Source organism: Salipiger sp. PrR002, from assembly GCF_010500775.1.
GTDB lineage: Bacteria > Pseudomonadota > Alphaproteobacteria > Rhodobacterales > Rhodobacteraceae > Salipiger.
Genome location: NZ_JAAGOU010000034.1, coordinates 1 through 15,781 on the forward strand (window position 1 = coordinate 1; position 15,781 = coordinate 15,781).

A 15,781-nucleotide genomic window follows, 5' to 3' on the forward strand; every position below is an offset into this window, starting at 1 on the left:
GAAATCCTGCAGCACGATGGGCACATCCGCGCCCAGCGTGCGCGCGACTTGGGAAAAATAGCCAAGCGTCTGCGGGTCGGTCTTGAGGCTGCCCGGCGTGGTCACCATGCAGCCCGCCGCGCCCATATCCATCACCGCCTTCCCAAGCTCGCCAATCGCCGCGAGGCCCGGGGCCGAGACGCCGACGACCACCGGCTTGCCCGCGGCGCGCTTGATCACCCGCTCGGCGACGGCGCGGCTTTCGGCCTGCGTCAGCTTCGGCGCTTCGCCCATCATGCCAAGGATGGTCAGCCCGTCGGCGCCCTTCTCGAAGTAGAAATCCACCACCCGGTCGAGACTGTCCCAATCGATCTCACCGTTGTCGGTGAAGGGCGTGACGGAGATGACGTAAACGCCGCGGGCGTCAGAGGTGAGAAGGGTCATTGAGCCTGTCCTTGATCGGAAAACCAGCCGGTCGCGCCCCGCGCGAGATAGCGGCCGCTGCCGGGTGCGCTGAGGATATTGGTGCCGTCCCAGACCTGCGCGCCGCGCAGATAGGTCGCGGTGACCCGGACGCCAAAACTGTCGCCGTGGAAGGGCGACCATTTCAGCCCGTCAAGCGCGCTGGCTTCGTCAAAGACGAAGCTGCCCCGCTCGAGGACGGCAAAATCCGCATCCTTGCCCGGCGCGATGGCGCCCTTGGTCTCGAGGCCGAAGAACTGCGCCGGACGGGTGCAGAGCTGCGCGGCGGCGAGCTGTGCGGCGTCGAGCCCGCGCGCCTCGGCAAGAGTGTAAAAGAGCGGCAGAAGGGTCTGCAGCCCCGGCACTCCCGCGCCCGCGTCAAAGATCGAAGCGGTCAGTTTATTGTCGATCGGCCAGCTGGAGTGGTCCGAGGAGGTAAAGGCGACCTGGCCTGCCTCGATTGCCTGCCAGAGCCCCTCGACCCGGCCCGCGCGGATCGGCGGGTTCACTTTCATCCGCGCGCCTAGACGGGCGCCGTCTTGTGCCGCATCAAGGCAAAGGTAATGCACGCAGGTCTCGCCCGTAACGCGCGCGCCGAGCCCGGCGAAGGCGGCGACCTGTGCAAAGCCCTCGGCCCCGGTCAGATGCACCGGATGGGCATGCGCGCCACTTGCCTGTGCCAGCGCGAGGAACTGTGCCGTGGCGGCGAGTTCGGCGGCCATGGGGCGCGCCTCGGCATGGGCCTCGATGCCGTCACGCCCCGCAGCGCGGGCCTCGGCCATGCGGGCGCGGACGATCTCCTGATCCTCATTGTGCAGACCGAGAGGCAGATCGGTGTCGGCCAGCACCTCCATCATGTCGAGCATGAGATCGGCGGCGATGCGCGGAAACCGGGTCGGGCTACTTTCGAACGAGGAAATCTTGAAGGCGCAGACGCCCGCGTCGATCAGCGCCTGCATCTCGGTGGTGCCGGTCTCGCGCGTGGCCGTGCCATAAAGCGCCATATCGGCGTGAGCATGTTCGGCGATGGCGGCGGTCTTTTCGGTCAGTCGTTCGAGCCGGTCCAGAGGCAGCGGGTTGTCGAAGGGCATATCGACCAGCGTGGTCACCCCGCCTGCGAGCGCGCCGCGGGTGGTCTCGGCGATGCCTTCCATGCCTTTGCAGCTGGTGGCATGGGTCTGGCCGTCGACCACGCCGGGCAGGATGAGCGCCTCGCCATAGTCGATGGTCTGCGCCGCGGCGGGCGCCTCCGCGCCCTGACCAGTGGCGACGATGCTGCCGCCTCTCACCGCGATCCAGCCATTTTCCAGCGTGGCCTCGGGGGTGACGATCGTGCCGCGAAGGAGAAGGTCCAAATTAGCCAAGTCAGCCATGTCAGGCTCCGGTTCTTGCAAATGCGTAATAGTCGAGATCGAGCGCGGTCACCGCTGCCGCGACAGCCGCCTGCACCGGATCGATCACCGGCAGGCCAATGGCCTCTTGCAGCGCCGCGCGGTGCAGCCCCATGCCAGCGCAGCCGAGGATGATCACGCTGGCTCCGTCGCGATCGCGCAGCGCCTCGGCGGTGGCGCGGATCTTCGGCAGGCTGTCGGCTCGATTGCCCTCGGCCACGCTCATCGAGATGTCGCGGTCACCCGCGAGACGCGAGAGAAGCCCCAGTTCGTCGAGCCGCGCAGCATGGCGGGCGATAGAGGAGGGGCCGAGCGAGATCACCCCAAAGCGCTGCCCAAGCTGAAGAGCGGCGTAATAGGCCGCCTCAGCGATGCCGATGATCGGCCGACCGGGCAAAGCGGCGCGGGTGGAGGCGACGCCCGGATCAGAGAAACAGGCGATCACGGTGGCATCGGCGCCGAAGTCGGCGGCGCGCGCCTGCACCATCGGTACAACCTGCGCGACGTCGGCGTCGGTTTCGATCCCGGCGGGGGCTCCCGGCAGGTCGGCGCAGCAGATCTCGTGCCGGGTCAGCTGGCGCTGCGGCGCGAGGCAGGCCGAGATCGACTCGGTGATCGCCGCCGAACTGTTGGGGTTGAGGACAAGGATGCGGGACATATTGGGCTTTCGAAGGAGCGAGGCGTTAGGCGCCCTGCATGACAAGATGCCCGGGCGCGACCTCGGCATAGTTGCGGATGGGGGGCACAAAGTCGGGCGGATGGATCGGGCTCTTTAGCTCCGTGGCCTCGATCACCCTGCGGGTCAGGCGGCGGGCGGGATCGGGCTCGGGCACCGCCGAGAGCAGACGGCGGGTGTAGGGATGCTGCGGGCTTGCGAATATGCGCTCTCGCGGGCCAACCTCGACGATCTCGCCAGAGAGCATCACCGCGACGCGATGGCTGATGCGCTCGACCACCGCCATGTCGTGGCTGATGAACAGATAAGAGAGGCCAAGGTCGGCCTGCAGTTCCATCATCAGGTTGACCACCTGCGCCTTGATCGTCACGTCGAGCGCCGAAACGCTTTCATCGGCCACGATCAGCCGGGGCTTCAGCCCCAGTGCGCGCGCGATCGAGATGCGTTGGCGCTGGCCGCCGGAAAACTCATGCGGCCAGCGCCCGGCCATCTGCGGATCAAGCCCGACGCGGCTCAGCAGCCGGGCGACCTCGGCGGGGGCCTGTGCGCGATCGAGCAGACCGTGGACGATCATTGGCTCTGCGATGGCCTCGCCGACACGCATGCGCGGATTGAGCGAACTGAACGGGTCTTGGAAAATCATCTGCATCGCCTGCCGTTCGCGCAGCAGCGCGGCGGGCGGCATGGCCAGCAAGTCCTGCCCCTCGAAGCTGATGCTGCCCGAAGTCGGCTCGGTCAGCCGCAGCACCGAACGGCCCGTCGTGGATTTGCCGCAGCCGGACTCGCCGACCAGCGCAAGCGTTTCGCCGGGGTAGAGATCGAACGAGACATTCTGCACCGCGTGGACGCGGGCATGCACCCGCCCCAGAACCCCCCGGCGCAGGTCGAAACGGGTGACGAGATCGCGCACTTTCAGAAGCGGCGCGGCCTCGCGCTGGACCGTATCGACTGCGGGGGGCAGCTCGGCGCCGTCTTCAGGGTAAGGCCGGGGCAGGGCGCTGCCCGCCAGATCCCCAAGCCGCGGCGCGGCGGCGAGCAGGCGCCTTGTGTATTCGGTGCGCGGCGCGGCAAAGACCTGCTCGGTCGCGCCTTCCTCCAGCAGCTTCGAGCGGTACATAACAACGGTGCGCTCGGCGATCTCGGCGACCACCCCCATGTCGTGGGTGATGAACAGGACGCCCATGCCGTCTTCGTCCTGCAGCTCCTTGATCAGCTCGAGGATCTGCGCCTGGATCGTCACGTCGAGCGCGGTGGTCGGCTCGTCGGCGATCAGCAATCGCGGCGCGCAGGCCAGCGCGGTGGCGATCATCACCCTCTGCAGCATGCCGCCGGACATCTCGTGCGGGTATTCCGCAGCGCGGCGCGCGGCGGCGGGGATGCGGACCCGGTCCATCAAACGCACCGCCTCGGTCATGGCGGCGCGGCGCGAGAGACCCCTGTGGCGCACCAGCGGCTCTGCAATCTGCCGGCCAACGCTGAGCACCGGGTTCAACGAGGTCATCGGTTCTTGGAAAATCATCGCGATGTCGTTGCCGCGGATCCGTTCCATCTGGCGCTCGGGCAGCGTCAGCAACTCGCGATCCTCGAAGCGGATAGACCCGCTGGCTCGGGCCAGCCCTTCGGGCAGCAGTCCCATGACCGAAAGCGCGGTGACGCTCTTGCCCGATCCCGACTCGCCGACCACGGCCAGCGTCTGTCCGGCGGCGACATCGAAGCTGACGTCATCGACCACGCTGCGCCAGCCGTCCGGCGTGCGGAACTGCGTGGTGAGGCCAGAAACGGAGAGAAGGGTCATGGGGACTCCGGTGAAACGCGACGAGGGGATTTACAGCCGATCCGATCTGTGGTGTCAAATATAAATGTACCAAGTGATATATCACGAACGCACCATGAGCGGAGATCGACCATGCCAAGACCCGATGCCGAGACCCGCGCCAAGGCGCTTCTGACACCGGCGCAGCTGCACGCGATGCTGGATGGGCCGCTGCCGCCGGTGGTGATCGCGGTGCAATCGGTGAACCCCTATACCGGTGTCCCTTCGCGCAGCGGCCGCTGGATTCCCGGCGCCGTGGATGCAGAGGCTTATGCCGACTTCGCGGCCCCCGCTGCGCCCGAGCTTGGCCAGCGTCCCTTGCCCGATGTGGCGGCGCTGCAGGCGGCCGTGCGCCGCTGGGGCATCACCGGGGACAGACCGGTCGTGCTTTATGATGCCGAGCGTGCAATGACCGCCGCCCGTGGTTGGTGGGTGTTGCGGTGGGCCGGAATCGCCGATGTCAGGGTGCTTGATGGGGGGCTAGACGCTTGGGTGAAGGCCGGGCTTCCCACATCTCAAGCTGCTAAAATTGCTGCACAAAGCGACATCGTTTTGTCTCCGGGGCAAATGCCTGACCTCACCGCCGAAGAGGCGCTGGCGCTTGCGTCGGAAGGGGGGCTTTTGGATGCGCGTATCCGGCCCAACTATATCGGCGGGCCGGAACAGGGGGGCGATCCGAAGCGCGGACATATCCCCGGCGCACAAAGTGCTCCGGCACCCGACAATTTCACCGACGAAGGGCCGCTGACCTCGTTCGAGACGCTGGCCGAGATGTACCGCGGGCTTGGGGTCACGGGGGAGCGGCCGGTTGGGGTCTATTGCGGGGCTGGCATGTCGGCGGCTGTCACAGTGCTGGCGCTGGCCTCGATCGGGGTGGAGGCTGCCATGTATGTGGGCTCGTGGTCTCAATACATCCACGATCCCTCGCGCCCGGTAAAGCGCGGCCCATTCCCCTGACCTGGCTCAAGATGCCGTGGCGGCGCCTGACATTGCCTATTCTTTGAGCGGCGCTGGATTGGTGCGAAAAAATCCGTCCTGAAGGTGCCAGAGTCTCAAAAGAAATATTGCACCTGATATATCACCAAGCGCAATGTCTCCATGCATCCCCGCGACTCGGTCGCGCAACAAGGGCCGCGGCCCAATCCAACACAGGAGCGAAAGATGAAACTGACGCGCAGATTGTTCGGAGCTTTCTCCGGCGCGGCGCTGGTGCTGGCGACGGCGCCGCTCACCGCCCAAACCGCGCTCGCGCAGGAAGCGTCGACGCTGGTCATCGCGGTCCCCTCTGATCCCGCCGGGCTGGAGCCGGGGATCAACAAGGCCGAACCGATCGGCTCGGAGATCATTCTCAACGTCTTCGACACGCTGGTCGCGTGGAAAGCGCCGGACTTCTCCGAGCTTGAGGGGCGGCTGGCAACCGATTGGACCGTCTCCGAGGATGGCAAGACCTTTGACTTCACCCTGCGCGACGGCGTCACCTTCCACGACGGCACGCCCTTCAACGCCGAGGCGGTGAAGTTTTCGCTCGAGCGCACCACCGAGATGAACCCCTACGTCGAGGCGACGCTGGGCCTGATCGAGAGCATCGAGACCCCCTCGGATACCGAGGTTGTGTTCACCCTGTCGCGGCCCTATCCCGCCTTCCTGTCGATCCTCGCGCAGCCGCAGTCGGCGATCGTGAGCCCTGCGGCGGTCGAGAAATTCGGCGATGACTTCGCCAACAATCCGGTCGGTACCGGCCCGTTCAAGTTCCGCGCCTATCAGGCAGACACCCGTGTGGTGCTTGACGCGAACCCCGATTACTTCCGCGGTGCGCCAAAGCTCGAGCGGCTGATCTACAACATCATCCCCGAGGCTTCGACCCGGCGCCTCGAACTGGAAAACGGCGGCGTCGACATCATCCAGCAGGCGGGCCAGCTTTCGGCGGTGCCCTCCGAGGAGATGGCAGCATTCGCCGACAATGCCGACATTCAGATTCTCGAAAGCCCGTCGCAGATCATCCGCCAGCTCGAGTTCAACAACTCGCTGACAGAAGGTCCGTTTGCCGATGTGCGGGTGCGCCGCGCGATTGCTATGGCAATCGACTATGACGGGCTTCTGTCGGGCGTCTTCGACGGCACCGCAGAGCACGTCTATGGCCCGCTCACGTCCAACAGCTGGGCTTTCGATCCCGAGGTGAAGGACCTTGCGCCGAAATATGACCCCGAGGCCGCGAAAGCGCTGCTTGAAGAAGCGGGCGTCAATCCGGCGGATCTGTCGGTCAAACTCTACAGCTTTCAGGGTGCGCTCTGGGGTGCGGTGGCGACCTTCGTGCAAGCCAACCTTGCCGAGATCGGCGTGAATGTGGACATCGCTCAGACCGAGTTCCCCTCCTATCGCGCGCTGCATGTCGCTGGCGAATGGCAGATGGCTCTCGACGGTCGCCAGCCTTGGTACAATGATCCCGACGCGCATGTGACCATCGGCTATCTCTCGACGCTCAAGGACAGCGCCATGACCTTCCGCATGCCGGAGAACGCCGAGCTTGACGCCAAGATCCTGCAGGCACAGGGCGAGGCAGACATGGAAAAGCGCAAGGCCCTCTACTCTGAAATCCAAAAGCAGATCGTTGAGGACGTGCCGGGCGCCTATCTCTTCAGCCCCAAACTGATCGTCTTTGCCCGTTCGAACGTCGAAGGACTGGTGGTCAACAGCGCGCCGCCGCTCAACGAATATTGGAGCGTGTCGAAGAACTGATCTTCGCCGCCGATCCCTAAAGCTGGCACCGGCTCGGACCCTCGCTGTCCGGGCCGGTGCTCCCCTCTCTGACCGGACTATCCGATGTTTGCCTTTCTCGTGCGGCGCCTTGTGTCGCTCATCCCCGTCCTTGCGCTGGTGCTGGTGATCGTGTTCTCGCTGGTCCGGCTGATCCCGGGCGACCCGGCGGTGACGCTGCTTGGCCCCGGTGCCACCGACAGCCAGATCGCAGCGCTCCGCGCCCAGCTCAACCTTGACGAACCGGCGCTGCTGCAGCTCTGGCACTATGTGGCGGGCCTCGCGCAGGGCGACCTTGGTGTGTCGCTCAAATCCGGGCAGCCGGTGCTGGACGAGATCCTTCTGCGGCTTCCGGCCACGCTGGAAATCTCGATCGCGGCGGTTCTGGTGGCGATCCTCATAGGCACGCCGATTGGCGTGCTCTCAGCGACCCGGCCCAACTCTGGCTTCGATCACGGCGTGCGCATCCTGTCGCTGACCGGCGTGTCGATGCCCGCCTTCCTTCTGGCGCTGCTGCTACAGCTGATCTTCGCCACCTGGCTCGGCTGGCTGCCGGTCTCGGGACGGATGTCGAGCTATCTTTTCGTCGACAACGTCACCGGTTTCGCCGTCATCGACGCATGGCTCTCGGGCGAGCCGGGCGCCGTGCAAAGTGCCCTGCTGCACATGATCCTGCCGGTCACCGTACTTGCCGCCTTTCTTGCGGCCACTCTGGGCCGCTTCGTGCGGGCCACAATGCTTGAGACATTGGGCGAGGACTATGTGCGCACCGCCCGCGCCAAAGGTCTCAGCCACCGCGAAGTGATCTATGGCCACGCCCTACGCACCTCGCTGCTGCCCGCGATCACGGTGGTCGGCCTGAAGTTCGCCGAAATGCTCGGCGGCGCGATCCTGACCGAGACGATCTTTAGCTGGCCCGGCATCGGGCGCTTCATGTTCGAGGCCATCCGCAATCGCGACTACCCGGTGATCCAAGGCGCGACGCTGGTCTTTGCGCTGCTCTTCATGCTGACCTCGCTGCTGGTCGACGTCCTCTACGCCGTGCTGGACCCGCGCGTCCGCCGCAAGATGAACTGAGGGAGGGACGCCATGAAAGAGTTGATCCATTTTCTCCGCCGCAACACATTGGCCATGGTCGGAGCGGGCATCCTCGGAGCGCTGCTGCTGGCGGTGCTGGTCGGGCCCTTCCTCGTCAAATCGCCCGTGGCGATCGACATGGGCGCCAAGCTGCTGCCACCGGGGCCGGGCCATTGGCTGGGCACCGACAGCTTTGGTCGCGATATGCTTTCGCGGCTCGTGCACGGTGGACGATACACGCTGGCCATCGGCATCCTTGTGGTTGGCATCGCCTTTGTAGTCGGGGTGTTCTTTGGCGTGATCGCGGGGTTTTCCGGCGGCTGGATCGACATGCTGATCATGCGCATTGTCGACGCCATGCTTTCTTTCCCGGCGCTGGTGCTGGCGATCGCTTTGGCCGCAGCCTTTGGGCCCAGTCTCGAGAACGCGATGCTCGCCGTCGCGATCACCATGGCACCGCAATTCGCCCGTGTTGCGCGCAGCCAAGCGCTGGCGGTCTCGTCGCGGCTCTATGTCGATGCGGCACATGCGCTTGGCCTGCCGCAGCGCCGGATATTGCTGCGCTACGTGCTGGTCAATGCCATCGGACCGCTGCTGGTGCAGGCCTCGCTGAACGTCGGCAGCGCCATCCTGCAGACCGCCAGCCTCGGCTTTCTCGGTCTCGGCGCGCAGCCGCCAATGCCGGAATGGGGCGCTGATGTCTCTGCCAATCTCGCCTTTGCCCGCTCCAGCCCATGGACGGCGCTTGGCCCGGGCTTTGCGATCCTGCTGGCGGTGCTCTCCTTCAACCTGATCGGCGACGCGCTGGCCGATTGGTTCAACCCTCGCCGCCGGAGCCAGATCGGATGAGCCACCCTCCCGTCCCAACCATTGCTTTGGAAAAAGTCGATTTCCTGCCGCCCGACCGGGTCACGGATGATTGCAGCGTTCTGACGCTGAAATCTCTGGTGCTCGAGCCGATGCTGCGCTGGCAGGACGGCATGATCCGCCCCGGGCTGTTTGCCGAATGGGATCTGGACTCGACCGGCTGCCGCTGGAGCCTGCACATCCGCCCGGGCAAGACATTCCACGACGGCACCCCGGTGCGCGCCGAAGACGCAGCGGCGTTCATCACCCGTATCCTCGACTCGCGCGACATGTTCGGCATGCCGTGGTCTTACGCCCGCTACCTTGATGGCGCCGAGATCACCGCCGAGGCGCAGGTGCTGACCATCGTCACGCCCAAACCTTTCCCCGATCTGCCCGAGATCCTTTCAGAATTCTACCTGCCGAAGATGGATGCCGAGGGGCGCCCGGTGATCGGCACCGGCCCGTGGCGGGTGGACGCCTTCACCCCCGGCGCAGAGGCCGTGCTGCACCGGCGCAGCGACGGGCGCAGGCTGCGCTTTGTCGCGATGCCGGTAGCCGAGGACCGTCTCGCGGCGCTGCGGGCGGGCGAGGTTCAGGCGGCCACGCATATGGAACGGCTGCAAGAGCCGCGGCGCGGTATCGAGGGCTTTGGCTGGCAGGAGCAGGTCAGCACCATGTCGGTCATGGCCTATATGAACGGTTTCGAGGGGGCCTTCTGCGATCCTCACGCGCGGCGCGCCGCCAATCTCGCAATCGACCGCGCCCGGCTGGTGCGGGAGGTCATGGGCGGGCTTGCCATCCCCTCGGACACGATTGTCAGCCCTTGGCACTTTGGCCATGCCGAGGCGGGACTTGCGCCGCTGCGTTTCGACCCCGAGGAAGCGCGCCGCCTGCTTGCGCGCTCTGATGGGCCGCGCGAAGTGGTGCTGCGCAGCCCAACCTATATGCCCGAGCGCGCGCCGGAATTTGCGCGGTTCATGCGCGAGGCCTGGAACGCTGTCGGCTTCGAGACCCGCGTCGAGATCGCCGAAGACCGTCCGCAATACGCGCGCGACATCGGCGAAAAGCGCATGGGCGACGCGGCAATCTTTGACAGCTCGCCGCACAGCACATTCCGCGTGCTCGACGACAAGATCTCTGGCCTAAGCCGCGCGGTCTGGTGGCAGGGCGTCAGCGATCCGCAGGTCGACACCGGCTTCGATGCCGCGCGCCATCTGACGGATACAGCCGCCCGCGCCAGCGCCTATGGCGGGCTGCTCCGGCGCCTGCAGGAGGCCCCGCCTTGGGCTTACCTCTTCCACCCCGTGCTCTGCCTCGCGCATGTCCCCGAGTTGCAGGGGCTGAGCCTCGATCACAAGGGCATTCTGCGCATTGCCTAAGCGCTGCCCAAAGACACAACGACGAAAGGAGCCGATCATGCTCAAGGAATGCGCGATCACCTTCTATTACTACGAAGACATCCACGCCGTAGCCCCCTTCTACGAGGAGGTGCTGGGCTTCGAGCTGGTGCTCGACCAAGGGCTGGCGCGGATCTATCGCATCGCCGGAAACGCCTATTTCGGCATCGTCGACGGCAACAAGGGCCACCTCAAGCACCAGCCGCAGAGCGCGACGCTGCTGACTGTCGTCTCCGAGGATGTGGCGGGCTGGCACGCCAAGATGACCGAGGCTGGCGTGACGGGGCTTTCGGAGATCCTGCGCGGCACCTATTGCGAGCACTTCTTCTTCGAGGATCCGGCGGGTTACGCCATCGAGATCCAGCGCTTTCACAACCCGGACGTGGCCAAGCTGTTCAAATGACAGAGCTTCCGATCCTGCCCCGCCTCGTCGGCTTCACCCATGAAGACCGCGCCGCCAAGGGGCTGCGGGTCTTCGCCGAAGGGGCAGAGCCAGAGGTCGCGGTGCAGTTCACCGCGCCCGAGATGATCTCCATGCACCGCGCTCAGCTGCTGCACGCGCCGCGCGGCGGCGGCAAGACGACGCTGGCGCGCTGCCTTGCCGAGGCGCTGACCGCCCAACGCGCGAATGATCCCGCGCGGCCCCCCGAAGCGCTCTGTCGTCCGGCGATCCGCAACCCGCAAGGTCTCTCGCTGCCGCAAGTCTGGGAGGCGGGCCTGCCGCTGCCCTGTGTCTCGACGCCGGGCCAAGGTAGGGCGGCGCTGGCGGCTGCAATTGCCGAGAGCGGCCAGGTGCTGCTTATTCTCGATGGGTTTGAGCACGAGCCCGACCCTTCGGCACTGCTGCAGCAGGCGATGGCATGGATCGCAGAGACGCCCGAGGCGCGGCTGCTGATCCTGTGTGAGAGCGGCGCGCTTGAAGGCATCCGGCTCCACCCCGATCTGCGCGCCCATGCGCTGCTTCCCTTGCTTGCGCCCGAACGGGCCGCGGCGCTGGCCGGACGCGCCGATCCTTGCTCCGAGATCTGGGTTGAGCCCGGTCTTTGGGCGCTGTCGGTGATCCATGGCCGGACGCTGTCGCTGGCAGAGGCGGCGGCACTCCCCGCCACAGAGGCGTGGCTGGATGAGGCGCGCGACGCCGAGGCTCTGGACAGGCTGCCGCCCGCGCAGATCGCCGAAATGGTGGCGCAAGACCCCGCGCGCTGGTCAGGCCCGCTGCGCTTGGTGGTCCGTCGCCGGGGCGAGGATGCGGGGCTCGCCTCCGCGCTGGCCGGGATGGGAGCGCTGCCGCTATTGCTGGCCGCTGCCGATCTGACCGCCGCCGGAAGCTCGGAAGCCGCGGACATCGCAGCAGCACTGTCCGGGGCGATCGAAGCAGGCGGGGCCGCCCCCGCGCTCCGTCGCCGGGCCGGGGAGGCGCTGGCAAAGCTCGGCGTCCCGCGCGCGCTCGATGCGCTCGTGACGGTGCCAGCCGGGCGCTACGACATGGGAGGCGATCTGCATCCCAATTCGGCCCCTGCGCATCAGGTCATGCTTCAGAGCTTTCGCATCGGCGCGTACCCGGTCACCTGTGCCGCCTATCTGCGCTTTGTCCAAGCGACGGGGCGGGAGTGGCTTTCCGCCACTGGCCGTGCGCCAGAGCGCGCCAGTCACCCGGCAACCGACCTCACATGGCACGACGCGCGCGCCTATTGCGACTGGCTTACCGAGACGTGGCGGGGCGAGGGCCGGATCATCGCCGAAGACACCGTGCGTCTGCCGACCGAACGCGAATGGGAGGCTGCCGCGCGCGGCCATGCTGGGCTGACCTACCCATGGGGCGAGGTCTGGGCGGCGGAACATGCGAATGACGAAGAGACCGGCTTCAACGATATCTGCACGGTCGGTCTCTTCCCCGAGGGCGCTTCGCCCTGCGGTTGCCACGACATGGCCGGTCAGGCCTGGGAATGGTGCACGACGCTTTGGGGCAGCGACATGTCAAAGCCAAGCTTTGCCTTCCCCTGGGCCGAGGATGGCCGCGAGGCGCTTGGTGCGGCGCCGGACGTGCGGCGTGTGCTGCGCGGCGGCTGCTTTTCTTCGGGTCGGCTCAAAGCCAACGGCATCTATCGCGGGAGCCTCGAGCCGAACGGCTTTTGGCGCGGCAATGGGTTCCGGGTGGTGGTCGCGCAATCGGGCTGAGCCGCTGCACGCGGGGCAGGTCCGAGATGCGCTCTGCGCGCTGCCAAGCCCGCTCGGAAACGACGCGGGCTTGGCGCCCAGCTTGGCGGAACGGGCGCGCTGCGCCCATAAGCCAAGCTGGACAAGCGTGATTTAGGCAGCGTCCATAAGGCTGAGCATGGCGTGGCTGAGCGCCCGCACGGCGGTGGGGATGCAGGCCTCGTCGAGATCGAAATCGCTGCGATGAAGCATGGTCTTGTGATGCTCCAGCTGCGAGCCGATGCGCAGGTGCGCAGAAGGCTTACGGCTGGAAAACTCGGCGAAATCCTCGCTGCCCATGGAGCCTTGCGGAAGTTCGATGACTTTGTCCGCGCCGATAATCTCGCGCGTGGCGTCGAGCACCGGATCAAGGATTTTGCGATCATTGACGACCGGCGGAACGCCGGTGTGGAAAATCGGGGTGACCTCGACGCCGAACTGCGTGGCGATGCCGGCGCATTGCGCCTCGATCGCTTCGCGGATCTGCTGACGTACCGCCGGGTCCTGGCTGCGGGTGGTGCCTTCGAGGCGCACGGTGTCGGGGATCTGGTTGCGGGCGGTGCCGCCTTCGATGCGGCCGATCGACAGCACCGCAGAGGACAGCGGCGCAACCTGACGGCTGACAATGGTCTGAAGTCCGCTGACCAGCGCCGCGGCGGCCACGATGGGGTCCTTGGCCAGATGCGGATGTGCGCCATGGCCCGATTTTCCGGTGATTTCCACGTCGAACGGATCGGTCGAGGCAAAGGCGGTCGCCGGGTGCCATCCGATCGTGCCGCCGGGGATCAGCGGCCAGTTGTGGTAGCCCAGAACGATGTCGGGGTCGCAATGGTCGAACAGCCCGTCCTCGAGCATCGCCCGCGCGCCGGAGAGCGTTTCCTCGCCGGGCTGGAAGATGAACATCGCCTTGCCCGGCAGGCTGCCAAGCCGCGCCAGCACGCGCACCACGCCAAGCAGGATCGCGGTGTGGGCGTCATGGCCACAGGCGTGCGATTTCCCGGCGGTCTTTGAGACATACTCGGGGCTGCCGGTTTCGTGGATGGGCAGCGCGTCGAAATCGCCGCGCAGGGCGATCACCGGGCCAGAGCCGTCGCCGATGGTGGCGCAAAGGCCGGTGGTGCCAAAACCGCCGGTCCAGGAAATGCCGAACTTGTCGAGCTCTGCCTTGATCATCGCCGAGGTCTGGACCTCTTCGAAGGCGAGCTCGGGGTTTTCGTGCATCCAGCGGCGAATGCGGATCAGGTCCTCGGTGATCTCTGCGGTGATCGCGTCGATTTCGGAGACGAGGTTGGTGGCTTGCGACATGGTGTTCCTTGGACAAAGCGGGACCACCCCTCCGGCGCGTGCCGAAGGGAGGGTCCGATTTTTAGTTTTGAGAGGGAGGTGCGGGGCTTAGTTCTTGCCGATCTCGGCGATCTGCTTGTAGACGTCCTCGCCCCAGATTTCGGTGCCAAGCTCGTCGCGCACCGATTGGGTCGCCTCGATGAAGGGCGCCTTGTCGGGGTAGGTCACGGTCACGCCAGCGGCTTCCATCTCGGAGAGGATTTTCTCCTGCTCCTGCGGAAGCATCTCTTCGATCACCTTGGTGGATTCCTCGTTGGCGCGAACCATCAGCGCCTTGTCCTCGTCAGAGAGGCCCTGCCAGAAGCTTTCCGAGATGGTCACATAGGCGGGTTTGACGATGTAGTCGATCATCGCAACGCCCTTCTGAACCTCGTGGAACTTCTGCGCATAGATCGTCTCGATCGGGTTTTCCTGCCCATCGACGATGCCGGTCTGCAGCGCGGTGTAGACCTCGGCAAAGGCCATCGGGGTCGGGTTTGCGCCGAGCGCCGAAAGCGATTTGACGTAATAGTCACGCTCGGGAGCGCGCAGTTTCAGCCCCTTGAGATCGTCGATGGTGTTGATGACCTTGTTGGCGCTGATCTGGCGCGGGCTGCGCGGCATGAAACCCAAGATGCGCACCATGCGCTCGTCGACGAGGCGCTGGTTCCACTCTTTGCCGAAATCGGTGTCGAGCACCTCGGCGTAGTCGCCCATATCGCCCATCAGGTAGGGCAGCGCGAGATATTCGATCTCTTTCAGGCCCGGATCGCCCGAAGCAAGGATCTGCGTCGAGCCGAGCGCCATCTGCGAATAGACTTCCTTGGGCTTGCCAAGCTGGTCGCCGGGGAAAATCGTCACGGTGTGATCCGAGTTCGCCTCGACCACTTCCTTGAACTTCTCGGCGCCTGCATAGGGCGCTTCGCCGGGCTGGGCCCAGGTCGCATAGCGGATCTCATCGGCCTGCGCTGCAAGCGCGGTGCTGGCCAGAAGAGCGGCGGCAATGGTGAACTTTTTCATGTTTTACTTCCCTGTTTTCGTCATGGCCGGAACCTTCGGATCGCTCTCGCGGAAGTGGGCGATGAAGTCAGTGCAGAACGCCACGAGGTGCTCTGCGATCTTCTTGCCCTTGTCCGCGGACGAGCGCGCGGGATCGCCGGCCACGATCCCGTCGGGGCAGCGGTCGTCAACATTGACCGGCATGCCGATTTCGATGTCCTTGAATTTCACCCCGGCGAGACCCGCCACAGGCAGACCCGCAAGCTTGCCCGGCGCGTCCGGCAGCTTGGCGCGGTCTTCGTGGGTCAGCTGCGGGAAATAGTGCATATAGACCGAGGTCACCGGGTCGCCACCATGCGAGAAGGCCTTCTTGCCGAAGTCGCCGTGCAGCTCGGTCCAGAGCGCGTCGGGGATCGAGCGCCAGAGGTTGATGCAGGGCACCAGCAGGTCATGCTTCTTGCGCACGCTGCGGATCACCTGATCGACCAGCGGGTAGTTGCCGCTGTGGCCGTTGAGGATGACGATCCGGGTGAAGCCGTGGTCGAGGAAGTTGTCGAGGATGTCGGTCAGCGTGGTACGGAAGGCGTCGGCCGAGATCGCGATGCCGCCGGGCACGGTGCGGAAGTATTCGGCATAGCCGAAGGGCAGGGTCGGGGCGGCAATCGCGCCGGAGGTTTTCGCCACCTCGGCAGCGACCTCACGGGTCAGCATGAAGTCTCCCATCGGAACCATCGGGCCTTGGATCTCCTGCGACCCAAGCGGGATCAGGATGACCGGCTTTTCTTCGGCCTTCGACCAAGCGTCGAATTGCTCGAAGGTCATGTTCTCCAGAAGATTTTGATGTGCAGTCGTCATTGTGGTCTCC

The 15,781-nt window shown here is 65.7% G+C and carries 14 protein-coding genes; 7 read left to right on the forward strand and 7 right to left on the reverse strand.

Annotated elements, in window-relative coordinates; genetic code table 11:
• From G0A00_RS21990 to G0A00_RS22005, 4 genes are all read right to left on the reverse strand, one after another.
• Positions 1-423 (reverse strand): dihydrodipicolinate synthase family protein (locus G0A00_RS21990; RefSeq protein WP_164184449.1); only part of this gene is annotated, 423 nt, incomplete at its 3' end.
• Positions 420-1,814, reverse strand: a complete 1,395-nt coding sequence (locus tag G0A00_RS21995) for a dihydroorotase family protein (protein ID WP_164184450.1) — start codon at positions 1,812-1,814, stop codon at positions 420-422. The genes G0A00_RS21995 and G0A00_RS21990, both read right to left, overlap by 4 nt.
• A 1-nt stretch (position 1,815) precedes the next feature.
• Complete coding sequence (locus G0A00_RS22000; protein WP_164184451.1) at positions 1,816-2,490, reverse strand: aspartate/glutamate racemase family protein; 675 nt, start codon at positions 2,488-2,490, stop codon at positions 1,816-1,818.
• 25 nt (positions 2,491-2,515) lie between these two features.
• On the reverse strand, positions 2,516-4,303 hold the full coding sequence (locus G0A00_RS22005) for an ABC transporter ATP-binding protein (protein WP_164184452.1): 1,788 nt from the start codon (positions 4,301-4,303) through the stop codon (positions 2,516-2,518).
• Between the two features lie 111 nt (positions 4,304-4,414).
• Here G0A00_RS22005 and G0A00_RS22010 point away from each other — a divergent pair, with 111 nt between their 5' ends.
• The 7 genes from G0A00_RS22010 to G0A00_RS26600 all read left to right on the forward strand — a co-directional run bounded on the left by G0A00_RS22010 (position 4,415) and on the right by G0A00_RS26600 (position 12,576).
• Positions 4,415-5,278: a sulfurtransferase gene (locus G0A00_RS22010; RefSeq protein WP_164184453.1), complete on the forward strand. Its 864-nt coding sequence runs from the start codon at positions 4,415-4,417 to the stop codon at positions 5,276-5,278.
• Between the two features lie 204 nt (positions 5,279-5,482).
• A complete protein-coding gene (locus G0A00_RS22015) occupies positions 5,483-7,057 on the forward strand; it encodes an ABC transporter substrate-binding protein (RefSeq protein WP_164184454.1) in 1,575 nt (524 codons plus the stop codon).
• Between the two features lie 84 nt (positions 7,058-7,141).
• Entirely contained in the window at positions 7,142-8,152 is a 1,011-nt protein-coding gene (locus tag G0A00_RS22020; protein ID WP_164184455.1) for an ABC transporter permease, read from the forward strand.
• A 12-nt stretch (positions 8,153-8,164) separates the two neighbouring features.
• A complete protein-coding gene (locus G0A00_RS22025) occupies positions 8,165-9,001 on the forward strand; it encodes an ABC transporter permease (protein WP_164184456.1) in 837 nt (278 codons plus the stop codon).
• Entirely contained in the window at positions 8,998-10,380 is a 1,383-nt protein-coding gene (locus G0A00_RS22030) for an ABC transporter substrate-binding protein (protein ID WP_164184457.1), read from the forward strand. Before G0A00_RS22025 ends, G0A00_RS22030 begins: the two co-directional genes overlap by 4 nt.
• Positions 10,381-10,417: 37 nt before the next feature.
• The gene (locus tag G0A00_RS22035) at positions 10,418-10,801 is read left to right on the forward strand and encodes a VOC family protein (RefSeq protein ID WP_164184458.1); all 384 of its coding nucleotides are present in this window, start codon (positions 10,418-10,420) and stop codon (positions 10,799-10,801) included.
• Entirely contained in the window at positions 10,798-12,576 is a 1,779-nt protein-coding gene (locus G0A00_RS26600; RefSeq protein WP_164184459.1) for a formylglycine-generating enzyme family protein, read from the forward strand. Before G0A00_RS22035 ends, G0A00_RS26600 begins: the two co-directional genes overlap by 4 nt.
• Before the next feature lie 132 nt (positions 12,577-12,708).
• Here the strand turns inward: G0A00_RS26600 and G0A00_RS22045 are convergent, their stop codons facing one another.
• The 3 genes from G0A00_RS22045 to G0A00_RS22055 all read right to left on the reverse strand — a co-directional run bounded on the left by G0A00_RS22045 (position 12,709) and on the right by G0A00_RS22055 (position 15,771).
• Positions 12,709-13,899, reverse strand: a complete 1,191-nt coding sequence (locus G0A00_RS22045) for a M20 family metallopeptidase (protein WP_164184460.1) — start codon at positions 13,897-13,899, stop codon at positions 12,709-12,711.
• Between the two features lie 87 nt (positions 13,900-13,986).
• Positions 13,987-14,937 (reverse strand): TRAP transporter substrate-binding protein, encoded by a 951-nt coding sequence (locus G0A00_RS22050; RefSeq protein WP_164184461.1) that lies wholly within the window; start codon positions 14,935-14,937, stop codon positions 13,987-13,989.
• Between the two features lie 3 nt (positions 14,938-14,940).
• Positions 14,941-15,771 (reverse strand): creatininase family protein, encoded by an 831-nt coding sequence (locus tag G0A00_RS22055; protein WP_164184462.1) that lies wholly within the window; start codon positions 15,769-15,771, stop codon positions 14,941-14,943.
• Positions 15,772-15,781: the final 10 nt, after the last annotated feature.